The sequence below is a fragment of the Streptomyces sp. IBSBF 2435 genome (genome assembly GCF_036815005.1).
Lineage (GTDB): Bacteria > Actinomycetota > Actinomycetes > Streptomycetales > Streptomycetaceae > Actinacidiphila.
Map to the genome: position 1 here is coordinate 1 of NZ_JAJSYW010000037.1, position 13,835 is coordinate 13,835.

Genomic DNA, 13,835 nt, shown 5'->3' on the forward strand with positions numbered 1-13,835 from the left:
GGTGCGGAGGGGGAGGGGCCGAAAGCGACCCGGGAGCGGGGCGACCGCTCCCGGGTCCGGGGGTGACATGCGCGCCGTCTGCCGTGGACGGCGGGCTAGATCTTGATCCCGCTCAGCATGCCGGCCAGGCTCGCGCCGCCCGCGGTGATGCTCGGAGCGATGGCGGTGCTCGCGAGGTAGAAGCCGAAGAGAGCGCTGACGATGCCGTGGGACACCTTCAGCCCGTCCTTGCGGAAGAACAGGAAGACGACGACGCCGAGCAGGACGACGCCGGAGATCGACAGGATCATTGCTTTCTCCTGGGTGCTGGGGACGGTCACCATGAGTTCTTCCAGAGTCACAAAAAGTCATGAATCCCGCTCGGTGGCAAATGGGTGATTTATAGATAATTTGGCCCACGAGGGTGGAAGCCCGGACGAGTCGGCCCGGATGCCGCCGCGCCCCCGCCCCGCCGCGCCACGGCCGATCCCGCCCGAACGAGTGAGCCGGCGTCCGCACGCCGTGCGGACGCCGGCTCCGGCAGGATGGCCGTGTGCAGCTCACCCCGATCACCTGGCCCCGGCTCGCCGAAGCCCTCGCCGACCGGATCACCGCGGCTCCGCCGCCCGCGGGCCCCTGGTGGCGCGTCGCGGTGGACGGTGCGCCCGCCGCCGGCACCGCCGACCTCGCGGACGCGCTGGCGGCCGCGCTGCCCGCGCTCGGTCACCCCGTGCTGAGGGTGCGCTCGGCCGGCTTCTGGCGGCCCGCCTCGCAGCGCCTGGAGTACGGGCACGAGGACGTGGACGCGTACTACCAGCTGTGGCTGGACACCGGCGCCCTGCGCCGCGAGGTGCTCGACCCGCTGGGACCCGGCGGCACCGGCCGCGCCCTGCCGTCGCTGCGCGACGCCGGCACCGACCGCTCCACCCGGGCGGAATATGTGACGCTGCCGCCCGGCGGCGTCCTCGTGCTGGACGGCCCGCTGCTGCTCGGCCAGGGCCTGCCGCTGGACCTGACGGTCCATCTGCGGCTGTCGCGGGCCGCGCTGGAGCGGCGTACGGAAGCGGCCGAGCGCTGGACGCTGCCCGCTTACGAGCGCTACGCCCGCGAGGCGCTGCCGGAGGAGAGCGCCGATGTCCTGGTGCGTGCCGACGACCCGCGGCACCCGGCCTGGACCGGCTGAGGGCAGGCGCGCCGTACCGGGACCGGCGCGGCAAACGGGTGCCGCGGCCCGGCCCCGACCGCCGCGGCAAACGGCGCCGCACCCCGGCCCGGACGGGCGCGGCAAACGGGCGCCGCGCCCGTTCCCGGAGTGGCTGAAGGCCCCGCCCCGCACCGGTTGGCGGCCCCTGGACGTCCCGCCTTGCCCTGGGGGTGCGCACGCCGCTAGCGTCCTCGAACACCATGACTGTCGCCACCGCGCCGCTGACCGCCGAGCACATACCCCTGGCCGTGCAGCGCTACGACCGCTGGTTCTCGCGCGCCCGGCTTCCCCCCTCCCAGCGGTCCTGGCTGGCGGACGGACCTGTGCGCGGCGACGAGTTGGTGGGCAAGCTGCACGCCGTGCCCGGCCTCGAATCCTGCCGCGCGCTGGACGGCGACGGCAATCTGATCGGCTACCTCGCCGCCCAGCCGGTCACCCTCGCCCCGGACGACCCGGCGGCGCTGCGCACCCACCCGCGCTCCGCCCTGGTCCCCTACGGCGGCCACGCGCTGCCCGGCGGCCGGGAGACCGAGGTGCTGCGCTCGCTGTACGCCCGGATCGCCGACCGGCTGGTCGCCGACCGCCGTCTGGTCCACTACGTACAGGTGCCGGCCGGCGAGATCGCCACCGCCCCCTGGTCCGACCTCGGCTTCGGGCGCGAGCTGGTGCACGGCCTGATGGCGGTCAAGGCCAGGGGCCGCCAGCCGCGCGGCGTCGACGGCCTCGGCATCCGCCGGGCCGGCCCCGGCGACCTGCCGCAGATCGGCCGGATGGCCGCCGAGTCCTCCCGGCGGCAGCGCGAGTCGGCGATGTTCCAGCCGCAGCCGGAGGGCGCGCTCGCCGCGCTGCGGCTGCACTACGCCGACGCGCTCGCCGACCCGCGCTGCGGCGCCTGGATCGCGTCCCGCAGGGGCGAGGAGATCGCCATGGTGCTGGTCGTCCCGGCCGTCGCCGACCCGGTGACACCCGAAGCCTGCGTCGAACTCGCCGAGGCGTACGTGGCGCCCGCCGCGCGCGGCGAGGGCATCAGCCGGGTGCTGCTGGCCACCGCGCTGGCCTGGGCCTACGACGGCGGCCACCGCTACATGTCGGCCCGCTGGCACTCCGCCTCCCCGCTGGCCGCCGGACACTGGCCCGCGGTCGGCTTCCGGCCGGTGGGCTACCGGCTCAGCAGGACGCTGGACGCGCGGATCGGCGGAGCGCCGGGCAGCTACTGACGGGCGGACCGGCGCCCTGTCGGCCGCGACTCAGGGCACATCCGAAACGGCCGTACATATCCGGCATTTCACGGTGATGCGGGTCACCTCCGGCTCGTCGTGTGACCGGCGTCATGGTGTGAACACGGTCCGGCTTCCCCGGACCACCCGCTGTTCACGGCGCGGCCCGTTTCTCACCCCGCGCACCCCGCCGCTCGACCCGCCGTGACCGGCGCGCACACGTACCGGTGCGCGCGGATGGCGAGGAGTAACCACCGGTACGGGCGGAATGGTGCGGCATGCCGCGTTTGGTTGCCCGCCGCTCGGGGCGTCGTCTAGCTTCGCCCTACCGCGGGCCGGACGTCCGCGAGATCCGCCGGGCGGAACGCCGAATCCTGCCGCCGCCCGGTCACCGGAACAGCCGAGCATTCAGGGCAGGAGCGGGGGACCCAGGCAAGCCGCCGTCCGGGAGGACCCGGACGGCTCGGGGTGAAGCCGCACTGCCGTACGCGCGCCGCACAGCGCGACCACGGCGGACCGCGGCCGGGCATCTCCTGCCCGAACCCGACAGCTCACCTCGCAGGCGTAGGAGAGGAAATCCCCCATGCCCGCAAAGGGACAGCACCGCAAGCCCCGCTCACTCAACCGCCTCACCCGCGTGTGCATCGCCGCGGGCACCGGAGGCGTCGCCCTCGTGGTGCCGCTGGTCGGCGTCGCCCACGCGTCGGCCGCCGAGCCGGCCAAGGCGCCGGCCGTGTCCGCCAAGGCCCAGCAGTACACCGTGGTCCCCGGCGACACGCTGGCGAAGATCGCCGCCGCCCACCACGTCAAGGGCGGCTGGAAGCCGCTCTACGAGGCCAACAAGAAGGTCATCGGCGCCAACCCCGGCCTGATCCGGCCCGGCCTGCACCTCACGCTGAACACCGCCCCGGTCAAGGCCGCCCCGGCCCCGGCGGCGAAGACCGCGTCCGCCCCGGCTGCGAAGGCGGCGCCCGCCGCCGTGAAGGCCGCAAGCTCCACCGCCTACAGCAAGCCGGTCGGCGACGCCGCGATCGGTACGCAGTACCACGCCGAAGGCTCCAACTGGTCCTCCGGCTACCACACCGGTGTCGACTTCCTGGTCAACAGCGACACCCCGGTCCACTCGGTGGCCGCGGGCACCGTGGTGCACGCCGGCGCGGACGGCGCCTACGGCAACGACGTGATCATCCAGCACGCCGACGGCAAGTACACCCTGTACGGGCACCTGACCGACCCGGTGGTCTCGGTCGGCCAGACCGTCACCTCCGGCCAGGAGATCGGCATCTCCGGCGCGACCGGCAACGTCACCGGGCCGCACCTGCACTTCGAGGTGCGCACCACCCCGGACTACGGCTCCGACATCGACCCGGTCGCCTACCTCGCGGCGCACGGCGTCACCGTCTGACCCTCCGGCGCGCCCCCCGAGAACGTGCCCGCCCGGATTCCATCCCCGGGCGGGCACCGCCTTTTCCCCGGCCGCTCCCCGGCATCCTTCGGTCCCGGCTACCCGAACATCCCGGCCAGCTCGCCGCGCGAGACCACACCGAGCTTCGGATACGCCTTGTAGAGGTGGTAGCCGACCGTCCGCGGACTGAGGAACAGCCGGGCCGCGATGTCCTTGTTCGACAGGCCCTCCGCGGCCAGCCGCACGATCTGCGACTCCTGCGGGGTGAGCCCCGCCGCCGCGTCCACCGGGCCGCCGTCCCCGGCCGCCTCCGGCACCGTGCCGCCCGCCGCGCCCAGCTCACCGCGCGCCCGGTCCGCCCACGGGTGCGCGCCGAGCCGCTCGAAGGTGTCCAGGGCACCGCGCAGCCGCACCCGGGCCTCGTTCTTGCGCCGCGCCCGCCGCAGCCACTCCCCGTACAGCAGCTCGGTGCGGGCCGACTCCATGGCACGCCGGTGCGGGTCGTGCGCCGCCAGCGCCTCGTGGAAGTACGCCTCCGCGCCGGTATCCGGCGCCCGCAGCGCCCGGCAGCGGGCCACCAGCGCCGCCGCCCACTCCTGGCGGGACCGCGCCGCCCATGCCTCGAACCGGGCGAAGGACGCGTCCGCCCGCCCGGGCTCGCCGACCCGGACCGCGGCCTCCACCAGGTCGGGCACACTGCGGGTCGCGCAGATGTGGTGGCGCACCGACTCCTCGCCGAGCAGCGCGAGCCGGTCCAGCGCCGCCCGGGCGCGGCCGAGCCCCAGGTCCAGCAGGCCCTGGGACCAGTACGCCCAGGGCGCGCCCGGTGCCATCGCCGTACCCGAGCCGCCCGCGAGGGCCGCGTCCACCATGCGGCGGCAGCCGTCCTCGTCACCGCGCAGCGCGGCGATGTGCGCCAGGGCGCTGCTCAGCTGGCTCACCCACTGCCGCTGGCCGGTGTCCGCCGCGATCCGCAGCCCCTCCGCGGCGGTCGCCGCGGCGTCGCCGTAGCGGCCGTCGAAGATCTCCGCCTCCGCGCGGAAGAACATGATCGTGGTGAGCCGCCCCACCCCGCCGCTCTCCCGGCTCTCCGCGGCCAGCGCCGTGGTCAGCTCGTGCGACTGGGCGTCCTGGCCGAGGGTGAGGCCCACCCCGCACAGCATCACCAGGTCCCGCGGGTCCACCCGCCCGCCGTGCGCCGCCCGCGCCGCCGCGGCGGCCTCGCCGACGGCCGGCGGCACCCGGCCGGCGGCGCCCCGGCCCAGCGCGCCGGTCAGGAAGCCGGCGACCGGCAGGATCGGGGCGCCGGCGGGCAGCCGCAGCGCCGCCAGCCGCTCGACGGTGTCGGCGACCTCCTCCGCGCCGAGATACCACGCGGTGTGCGTGGCCTGCACCAGCATCCGCGCCGCCCGCGCCGGATCGGTCCCGGCGACCAGCGCGGCGCCCTCGATGAGCACCCGGTGCGCCCCGGGGAAGTCGCCCTCCCAGAAGCCGGCCAGCCCCCGTACGTGCAAGGCCCGCGCCGCCGCCTGTCCGGTGGGGTCCGCGCCGGGGGCGGCCGCCGCGCGGGCGGCCTCCTCCGCGAAGGTGCGGGCACGCGGGATCTCGCCCGCCTCCGAGGCGGACTCCGCCGCCAGCAGCAGCCGGCGCAGCCGGGCGCCCGGGTCGGTGCTCAGGCGTGCGGCACGGTCGTAGGCGGCGGCTGCCGCGGTGTGCCCGCTGCGTTCCCTGGCGCGGCCCGCGGTCTGTTCGAGCGCGGTCGCCACCTCCTCGTCGGGGCCGGTCGCGGCGGCGGCCAGGTGCCAGGCCCGGTGGTCCGGGTCGCGCCGCGGGTCGGCGGCGCGGGCCAGGGCGCGGTGGGCGGCGAGGCGTTCGGGCAGCGCGGCCCGCTGGTGGATCGCGGCCCGCACCAGCGGGTGGCGGAACCGCAGCGCGGTGCCGTCCACCGTGACGAGCCCGTTGTCCTGCGCGGGCGGCAGGTCCGCGACGCCCGCGCCCAGATCGGCCGCGGCCCGCAGGATCGTGCCCAGCTCGCCGGTGTGGTCGGCGGCGGCCACCAGCAGCAGCGTCCGGGTGGCCCGCGGCAGATGGCTGACCCGGCCGTGGAAGGCCAGTTGCAGCCGGCTGGTCAGCGGCAGCGTCCCCGCCGAAGCCGCGCCCGCGTCCGTACCGCGCAGGCCGACCGGAAGTTCGAGCAGCGCCAGCGGATTGCCCTGCGCCTCGGCGAGCACCCGGCGCCGTACCGGCTCCGCGAGCGGCCCCGCCCGGTCGGCGAGCAGCGCGCCGGCCGCGGCCTCGTCCAGCGCGGCCGGGCGCAGCTCGGGCAGCCCGGGCGCGGTGAAGGCGCCCTCGCCGTCCCGTGCGGCGAAGACCATCGCGATGCCTTCCGCGTCCAGCCGCCGGGCGGCGAACAGCAGCGCGTCGGTGGACGCCCGGTCCAGCCACTGGGCATCGTCCACCACACACAGCAGCGGCGCGTCCCCCGCGTGCTCCGACAGCAGCGACAGCACCGCGAGCCCGACGAACATCGGCTCGCCCGCCCCCTCGGTCGCCAGCCCGAACGCGGCCCGCAGCGCCCGCCGTTGCGGCTCGGGCAGCGCGTCCAGCGACCCCAGCGCGGTACGCAGCAGCAACTGGATTCCGGCGAAAGGGAGTTCGGCCTCGAATTCGACGCCCGAGCCGCGTACCACCGTCATCGGGCCGGCCGCGGCCACCGCATGTTCGAGCAGCGCGGTCTTGCCGATCCCGGCCTCCCCGCGCAGCACCAGCACCCCGCTGCGCCCGGCCCGCGCGTCGTCGAGCAGGGCACGCAGCGCCGCGGCCTCCCCGTCCCGTCCGTGCAGCATGCCCAGCACGCTAACCGATCGGCCCGCCGCGGTCCGCCCCGGCGAGCCCCCGCCGGATCGCCGGCTCCACCGGTGTGTACGCCCCGTCGGCCCGCTCCAGCTCCAGCGGCGCCGCCGGACAGAGCGGCGGCTGCGCCGGGAAGCGCGGCCTGGTGCCGTGGTCGGGCAGCGCCGCGCACTCCTGTGCGGTCGCCGCAGGGAAGGCGCCCTCGATCTTCACGAAGCCGTCCCGCAGGAAGGCCTCCGTCATCGCCGTACCTGCGGCCGTATCGTGCGCCTGGTCCTCAGGTCCGATCACCACCCGCCCCGGACACCTGCGGCCACCGGATTTCCGCCCCGCGTCCGCCCGCCGCGCCGCCGGTCGCGGGGTCGTACGCGGGCGGCCCTGCCGGTCAGCCGCCGGTGGGAACGGTGGACTGCACCTGGCGCAGGAAGGCCGCGTTGTCCGGCGTCCTGCGCAGCTTGTCCAGCAGTACGTCCAGGCCGGACTGCGCGTCCCGGCCGTGCAGCACCTGCCGCAGCCCGCGGATCACGGACAATTCACCGGCCGGCAGCAGGAGTTCCTCGCGCCGGGTGCCGGAGGCGGTCACGTCCACCGCGGGGAAGATCCGCCGCTCGGCCAGCGAACGGTCCAGGTGCAGCTCCATGTTGCCGGTGCCCTTCAACTCCTCGTAGAAGAAGTTGTCGGCCCGTGACCCGGTGTCCACCAGCGCGGTCGCCAGGATGGTCAGCGACCCGCCCTCCTCGGACAGCCGCGCCGCCCCGAACAGCCGCTTCGGCGCCAGCAGCGCGGCGGCGTCCACACCGCCGGACAGCGTACGGCCGCTGCTCGCGCCCGCCGTGTTGTGCGCCCGGCACAGCCGGGTCAGCGAGTCCAGCAGGATCACCACGTCCTGCCCCAGCTCCACCAGCCGCTTGGCCCGCTCCACCGCCAGCTCGGCCAGCGCGATGTGCTCCTTCGCGGGCCGGTCGAAGGTCGAGGAGAGCACCTCGCCGCGCACACCGCGCCGCATGTCGGTGACCTCTTCCGGGCGTTCGTCCAGCAGCACCACCATCAGGTGGCACTCCGGGTGGTTGGCGGCGATCGCCGCCGCGATGTTCTGCAGCAGGATGGTCTTGCCCGCCTTCGGCGGGGCCACGATCAGACCGCGCTGGCCCTTGCCGACCGGCGAGACCAGGTCCATCAGCCGGCCGGACAGCGCGCCCGAGCCCTTGAGCAGCGGGCTCTCCAGCCGCAGCCGCTCCCGGGGGTGAAGCGGCGTCAGGTCCGCGAAGTGCGGCCGGCCGTACCGGGCCGGCACACCGTTGACCAGCGTGACGTCGCCGAGGACGCCGGGCCGCAGGGCCGTGCCCTCCACCAGGTCCCCCCGGCGCAGGCCCGCCCTGCGGATCTGCGCCGCGGAGATCTGGACGTCGCCGGGGGCCGCGTGCCACCCGGAGGTGCGCAGGCGGCCCTGGCCGCCGGCGCCCTGGATGTCGAGGACACCCGCCACGCGGGCGGATGTCTGCGGCCGTACGTCCGGCCGCTCAAGGATGTCGGTCATGAAAAGTCGTCCTTTCGCGGACGGAAGAAGAAGAGGGGAAAGCGGGTGTGCGGCGCGAGCGGACTCGTCACGCTCCGCGACCGCGGACGTCACCCGGTGGCCCGGGCCGCGGCATCTCGCCACGGCGCTGGGGGCGAACCGGCGCACATCACTGGGTGTGGGGCTATGGGGGACCGCACTCTCAGGATTGCGGAGAAGAACCACCGGGCCGGACAGGATTGCCGACGGGCGATGGGATTTCGGAACCAGCACCGGCGCCGCTGACAAGAGGGCGCAGACATGTGCTACTCGAACTGTAGCACGCGATCCTTGGCGGTCGGGGCGGCGCCGGGCGGTCCGCCGTCACCGGTTCCGGCCGCCGCCGGTCCTGCGCCGCAGCAGCAGCACGGAGCCGGCCGCCAGCACGGCCAGACCGCCGCCCACGTACCAGGCCCGCGCCGAGGCGTTCGAGGAGTGCGCGGCGGGCGCGGGCGCCGGGCGCGGGTGCCGCTGGGCGGGCGCCGGGGCCCGCGCGGGGACGCCCGCCAGGTGGTACGCGGTCGGCGCGGCGTTCAGCGTGCCCACGGAGGCGGTGTGCCCCGCGGCGGCGAAGCCCCAGTCGAGCAGCTTGCCCGCCTCCGTGTAGACCGCCTGCGGCACGCCCGACTGCGGGTTCATCACGGTGACGATCAGCGTCCTGCCCTGCCGGGTCGCGGCGGCGACCAGGGTGTTGCCCGCGTTGCTGGTGTAGCCGTTCTTCACCCCGATCAGCCCCTCGTACGGGTGGACGCCGCCCGCGCCGGTCAGCAGCCGGTTGGTGTTCTGGATGCCGAACGACTTCACGAACACGCCGTGCGCGTCGTAGCCGCCGGGGAATTGCGCGGACGCCGTCGAGGCGTAGGCGGCGAAGTCGCGGTTGCCCAGGCCCGCGCGGGCGAACAGCGCCAGGTCGTAGGCGGACGAGACCTGGCCGGGGTTGTCGTAGCCGTCGGGGGAGACGACATGCGTGTCGTCGGCGCCCAGCATCCGCGCCTTGGCCTGCATCTGAGCCACCGTCTGCGACACCGAGCCGTTCATGTGCGCCAGGACGTGCACCGCGTCGTTGCCCGACGCGAGGAAGACGCCGCGCCACAGGTCGGCGACGGTGTACGTCTGCCCGGCCTGCACACCGACCATGCTGCTGCCCGCGCCGATGCCGGTCAGGTCGTGATCGGTGACCGTATGGGCCTGGTCGGCGGGGAAGCGGGGGAGCACCGTCACCGCGAAGAGCGTCTTGAGCGTGGAGGCGGGCGGAAGCCGGCGGTGCGCGTTCTTCGCGGCGAGGACCTGGCCGGTCCTGGCGTCGGAGACGGTCCACGACAGGGCGGAGATGCCGGAGGGCAGTTCGGGGGCGCCGTCCTCGCGGTCCACATGCACGCCGGGCTCGGCGAGCAGCGCCCCGCCGGCCTGCGCGGCCGGGCCCCCGTCCGCGGCCTGGGTCGGCGCCGCGAGCACCCCCAGGCAGCACGCCGCCCCGAACACGGCGGCGACGCGGCGGCGGACGCGGGCGGCTGCGCGGCGGTTGCTCATACGCTCACCGTATGAACGCGGTCAGCTCGCGGGCGCGGTGACGAGGCCCATCCGGGCCAGGCTTGCCACCCCCGGGTGAACGACCTCTGCTCCGACCAGCCGATCCCCTCCGGGGGCGCGCGAGTCTGTACCGCACCCCTGCCGCGCGAGGGCGCCCCTCCCGAGGGCACGACCCGTCCGCGGCCCCACCGTGCCCCGGCCAGGGGCGCGGGGAACGGCGCGGGCAGCCCACCGTCGGCGGTTGGTCCGGATCGGACCGGTCCGCCCCGCCGGGCCGTTGGCGACCCGAGCGCAGGTGGGGACCGGCCGCGCCGTTCCCCGCATCCCTGGGGGTTGGCCTCCGCGGCGGGGAACCGCCTGGGGGTTGGCCTCTCCGGAGGAGGAAGCCGGGCTCAGCCGGTAGCCGGCCCGGGGTGTACGGAACCCTCTGCGGGATGCAGGGAGAGGACGCCGGCCAGAAGCCGGTAGGAGTCGAGCAGCCGACGGCGGTCATACGTACTGGTCGTCACCAGGAATTCATCCGCCCCGCTGCGCCCGAGCAGCGAGGAGAGAGCCGCCGCCACCTCCCCCGGAGCACCGTGCACCTGCCCGGCCAGCGCCGCGTCGAAGCGGCCCCGCTCCGCGGCGGTCATCGTCCTCGCCTCGATCGCCTCGGCCGGCGCGAGCGGGGGGAAGACGCCGTGGGTGCGCGAGTACGCCGTCGACCAGGCCTCGGGGATCAGCATGCGGCGGGCCTCAGCGGCCGAGGGCGCGACCGCGACCGTACCGGAGAGCACGACGTGGGGCGCGTCCGCCCAGGCCGAGGGGCGGAAGGCGGCCCGGTAGCGGTCGACCGCCCGCAGCATCGCGTCCTCGCCGCGGATACCGCCGATGACCAGCGGCAGCCCCAGCTCCGCCGCGAGGTCCGCGCCGCTGCCGGTGGCCAGCAGGAAGGGCGCCGGGCGCAGCCCTTCCGCGGGCCACGCGCGCACCCGCGGGTGCGCGTCCCGGTCGCCGGTGAACCAGCCGAGCAGCTCGGTCAGCTGCTCCCCGAACGACCCCGCCGCGTCCTTGCCGCGCCCCAGCGCCCGCCGGACGTCGTCGGTGAAGCCGACCGAGCGGCCGAGGCCCATGTCGATGCGGCCGGGGAAGAGCGATTCGAGTACGCCGAACTGCTCGGCCACGACCAGTGGTTGGTGATTGGGCAGCATCACCCCGCCCGTACCGACCCGGATCCGCGAGGTGGCCGCGGCGACCGCGGCGGCCAGGACCGTGGGCGCGGAGCCGGCCACCCCCGGCACCCCGTGGTGCTCGGCGACCCAGAAGCGGTGAAAGCCCATGGCCTCGGCCTCGCGGGCGAGGGCCACCGTGTCGCGCAGCGCCCGCGGGGCGTCCTCGCCCTCCCGGACCCTCGACCGGTCGAGGACCGAGAACGGCGTGTCGCGCAGTACGGAACTCACCCTCGTTCCAACGCCCACGCCCGCCGGTGATTCCCGGACGCCCGCGGCCGTACGGGGGCGCACACGTGCTGTGCGCCCTTGTGGTGCGCCCGGGCCGGGCCTAATCTGTGGCGCGCCCGGCCAATCGGGCATACGGCAGCCCGGGTCGCGGAGCGCGGCGCCGGGCCGGTCCTGGGGAAGGACTCGTGCTATGCCCTTACGCGGTCGTCACCGCCGTTATCGCCCGAGCCGGGTCTCCCAGGCCTCACTGACCGTCACCGCGGGCGGCGCGGGCCTCGCGCTCCCGCTGATCGGCCTGAGCAGCGCGCACGCGGAATCGGCGGGCGTGTGGGACAAGGTCGCCAACTGCGAGTCGTCGGGCAACTGGCACGTCAACACCGGCAACGGCTACTACGGCGGCCTGCAGTTCACCACCTCCACCTGGAAGTCCTTCGGCGGCGGCAGCTACGCGTCCCGCGCGGACCTCGCCACGAAGAACCAGCAGATAGCGGTGGCCGAGAAGGTGCTGCGCAGCCAGGGCCCCGGCGCCTGGCCGGTCTGCTCGATACGGGCCGGGCTCACCCGGCAGGCGGCCACGGCGTCGCACGCCGTGCACGTGCCGGCGGCGAAGATCAAGCCCGTGGCGAAGAAGCACACCACCGCGGCGAAGGCCCCCGCCAAGGCCCCGGCGAGGACTCCCGCCAAGGCGCCGGCGAAGGCGCAGGCCGAAGCGCCGGCCCGCCCGGCGGCGCACGACCGCTACACGGTCGCCTCCGGCGACACGCTGTCGGGGATCGCCGCCGACCAGCACGTCAGGGGCGGCTGGCCGCGGCTCTACGCCGACAACCGCTCGGTCGTCGGCAGCGACCCCGACCTGATCATTCCGGGCCAGCGTCTCGCCCTGACCGCCCCGCCGGCCGCGCCCGCGAAGGCCGCGCCGAAGCCGGCGCCCAAGGCGGCCCCGAAGCCCAAGGCCGCCCCGAAGAAGACCGTCACCCCCGCCTCGGCCCACACCAAGCCCGTCGCCGCCCCGCACACCGGCTACACCCTGCCGGTGCACGCCAAGCTCGGGACGCCGTACGACGCGTCCGGCAGCCACTGGGCCAGCGGCCACCACACCGGTATGGACTTCCTGGTCCCGACCGGCACCGCCGTGCACTCGGTCGCCGCGGGCAAGGTCGTCACGGCCGGCTGGGGCGGCTCGTACGGCTACCAGGTGGTGATCCTGCACGCGGACGGGCACTACAGCCAGTACGGCCACCTGTCGCAGATCTCGGTCAAGGCCGGCCAGCACGTCACCGAGGGCCAGCGGATCGCGCGGTCCGGCTCGACCGGGAATGTCACCGGGCCGCATCTGCACTTCGAGATCAGGACGGGCCCGGTCTACGGCGACGACATCGACCCGCTGCGGTATCTGCGCGCCCACGGCGTCCCGGTCTGACCGCCGGGCGTCCTGGCGACTGCCGGGCGTCCCGGGCCGGCCGTAGGGTCCGCTCAAGGCGCTCAAGGCGCTCAAGGCGCTCAAGGCGTTCAGGCGCTCAGCGGCGGCAGCGGCCGGGACAGCCCCGGCCGTAAGGTCGTCGCCCGGGTGACCCTCCCACGGCGGCGGGGCGCGCGGCCGTATGCCCCGGCCGCGCGCCGCCGTAGGCTACGGCCGGGCCGTGGGGACGTTGTCGTGCACCTCGACCGGGTCGGTCACCGCGACCGGTTCGAGGATCTGCTCGATCTTCGCCATGACCTCGGCGTCGATCCGGACGCCGGACGCCTTGGCGTTCTCCGCGACCTGCTCGGGGCGGGACGCGCCGACGATGGCGGCCGAGACATTGGGGTTCTGCAGCACCCAGGCCACCGCGAGCTGCGCGAGTGAGAGGCCCGCGTCGGCGGCCAGCGGCTTGAGCTCCTGGACCCGGGCCAGCAGATCGTCCCGCATCCAGCGGTTGATCATGTTGGCGCCGCCCTTGTCGTCGGTGGCCCGCGAGCCCTCCGGCGGCTGCTGGCCCGGCAGGTACTTGCCGGTGAGCACGCCCTGCGCGATCGGCGAGAACACGACCTGGCCGAGGCCCAGCTCCTCCGAGGCCGGCACGACCTCGCCCTCGATGATCCGCCACAGCGCTGAATACTGCGGCTGGTTGGACACCAGCGGGACCCGCAGCTCGCGCGCCAGCGCGTGGCCGCGGCGGATCTGGTCCGCGGTCCACTCCGACACGCCGATGTAGTGCGCCTTACCGGAGTGCACGACGTCGGCGAAGGCCTCCATCGTCTCTTCGAGCGGGGTGAACCGGTCGTAGCGGTGGGCCTGGTAGACGTCGACGTGGTCGGTCTGGAGCCGTCGCAGCGAGTTGTCGATCGACTCCATGATGTGCTTGCGCGACAGGCCCCGGTCGTTGCGACCGGGGCCTGTGGGCCAGAAGACCTTGGTGAGGATCTCCAGGCCTTCGCGGCGCTCACCCTTCAGCGCCCTGCCGAGTACGGACTCCGCGCGGGTCTGCGCGTAGACGTCGGCGGTGTCGAAGGTGGTGATGCCGACGTCCAGCGCGGCGCGTACGCACGCGGTGGCCGCGTCCTCCTCCACCTGGGAGCCGTGGGTGAGCCAGTTTCCGTAGGCGATCTCGCTGACGATCAGGCCGCTGCGGCCGAGGTGACGGTATTCCATGGTCCTGGACCTTAATCAATC

General features: G+C 75.1%; 10 protein-coding genes, 1 pseudogene and 1 riboswitch. Of the genes and pseudogenes, 4 read left to right on the top strand and 7 right to left on the bottom strand.

Annotated features, from left to right (window positions below; genetic code table 11):
- Positions 1-95: 95 nt before the first annotated feature.
- A complete protein-coding gene (locus tag V7E46_RS10195) occupies positions 96-290 on the bottom strand; it encodes a hypothetical protein (protein ID WP_329182633.1) in 195 nt (64 codons plus the stop codon).
- 242 nt (positions 291-532) lie between these two features.
- Here V7E46_RS10195 and V7E46_RS10200 point away from each other — a divergent pair, with 242 nt between their 5' ends.
- The 3 genes from V7E46_RS10200 (at position 533) to V7E46_RS10210 (ending at position 3,805) form a co-directional block, all read left to right on the top strand.
- Positions 533-1,162, top strand: a complete 630-nt coding sequence (locus V7E46_RS10200) for a uridine kinase (protein WP_333768116.1) — start codon at positions 533-535, stop codon at positions 1,160-1,162.
- 221 nt (positions 1,163-1,383) lie between these two features.
- Entirely contained in the window at positions 1,384-2,400 is a 1,017-nt protein-coding gene (locus V7E46_RS10205; RefSeq protein WP_333768117.1) for a GNAT family N-acetyltransferase, read from the top strand.
- 388 nt (positions 2,401-2,788) lie between these two features.
- A riboswitch (cyclic di-AMP (ydaO/yuaA leader) is annotated at positions 2,789-2,978 on the top strand.
- A 5-nt stretch (positions 2,979-2,983) separates the two neighbouring features.
- Entirely contained in the window at positions 2,984-3,805 is an 822-nt protein-coding gene (locus V7E46_RS10210) for a M23 family metallopeptidase (RefSeq protein WP_333768118.1), read from the top strand.
- Positions 3,806-3,903: 98 nt separating this feature from the next.
- Here the strand turns inward: V7E46_RS10210 and V7E46_RS10215 are convergent, their stop codons facing one another.
- The 5 genes and pseudogenes from V7E46_RS10215 to V7E46_RS10235 all read right to left on the bottom strand — a co-directional run bounded on the left by V7E46_RS10215 (position 3,904) and on the right by V7E46_RS10235 (position 11,182).
- Positions 3,904-6,651 (bottom strand): helix-turn-helix transcriptional regulator, encoded by a 2,748-nt coding sequence (locus V7E46_RS10215; protein WP_333768119.1) that lies wholly within the window; start codon positions 6,649-6,651, stop codon positions 3,904-3,906.
- A gap of 10 nt (positions 6,652-6,661) precedes the next feature.
- Positions 6,662-6,826: pseudogene (locus tag V7E46_RS10220) on the bottom strand (phytanoyl-CoA dioxygenase); the annotation flags it as partial.
- 217 nt (positions 6,827-7,043) lie between these two features.
- On the bottom strand, positions 7,044-8,195 hold the full coding sequence (gene rho / locus V7E46_RS10225; protein ID WP_333768120.1) for a transcription termination factor Rho: 1,152 nt from the start codon (positions 8,193-8,195) through the stop codon (positions 7,044-7,046).
- 342 nt (positions 8,196-8,537) lie between these two features.
- Entirely contained in the window at positions 8,538-9,743 is a 1,206-nt protein-coding gene (locus tag V7E46_RS10230; protein WP_333768121.1) for a D-alanyl-D-alanine carboxypeptidase family protein, read from the bottom strand.
- Between the two features lie 392 nt (positions 9,744-10,135).
- Positions 10,136-11,182, bottom strand: a complete 1,047-nt coding sequence (locus V7E46_RS10235) for an LLM class flavin-dependent oxidoreductase (protein WP_333768122.1) — start codon at positions 11,180-11,182, stop codon at positions 10,136-10,138.
- 190 nt (positions 11,183-11,372) lie between these two features.
- Between V7E46_RS10235 and V7E46_RS10240 the strand changes: the two genes are divergently transcribed.
- Entirely contained in the window at positions 11,373-12,602 is a 1,230-nt protein-coding gene (locus V7E46_RS10240) for a transglycosylase family protein (RefSeq protein ID WP_333768123.1), read from the top strand.
- 207 nt (positions 12,603-12,809) lie between these two features.
- Here V7E46_RS10240 and V7E46_RS10245 read toward each other — a convergent pair whose 3' ends face one another.
- The gene (locus V7E46_RS10245) at positions 12,810-13,814 is read right to left on the bottom strand and encodes an aldo/keto reductase family protein (RefSeq protein ID WP_333768124.1); all 1,005 of its coding nucleotides are present in this window, start codon (positions 13,812-13,814) and stop codon (positions 12,810-12,812) included.
- Between the last annotated feature and the right edge of the window lie 21 nt (positions 13,815-13,835).

Coding starts and splice junctions, on each gene's coding strand:
- V7E46_RS10195 (WP_329182633.1), bottom strand. CDS start 290: ATGATCCTGTCGATCTCCGGCGTCGTCCTGCTCGGCGTCGTCGTCTTC.
- V7E46_RS10205 (WP_333768117.1), top strand. CDS start 1,384: ATGACTGTCGCCACCGCGCCGCTGACCGCCGAGCACATACCCCTGGCC.
- V7E46_RS10210 (WP_333768118.1), top strand. CDS start 2,984: ATGCCCGCAAAGGGACAGCACCGCAAGCCCCGCTCACTCAACCGCCTC.
- V7E46_RS10215 (WP_333768119.1), bottom strand. CDS start 6,651: ATGCTGCACGGACGGGACGGGGAGGCCGCGGCGCTGCGTGCCCTGCTC.
- rho (WP_333768120.1), bottom strand. CDS start 8,195: ATGACCGACATCCTTGAGCGGCCGGACGTACGGCCGCAGACATCCGCC.
- V7E46_RS10230 (WP_333768121.1), bottom strand. CDS start 9,743: ATGAGCAACCGCCGCGCAGCCGCCCGCGTCCGCCGCCGCGTCGCCGCC.
- V7E46_RS10240 (WP_333768123.1), top strand. CDS start 11,373: ATGCCCTTACGCGGTCGTCACCGCCGTTATCGCCCGAGCCGGGTCTCC.
- V7E46_RS10245 (WP_333768124.1), bottom strand. CDS start 13,814: ATGGAATACCGTCACCTCGGCCGCAGCGGCCTGATCGTCAGCGAGATC.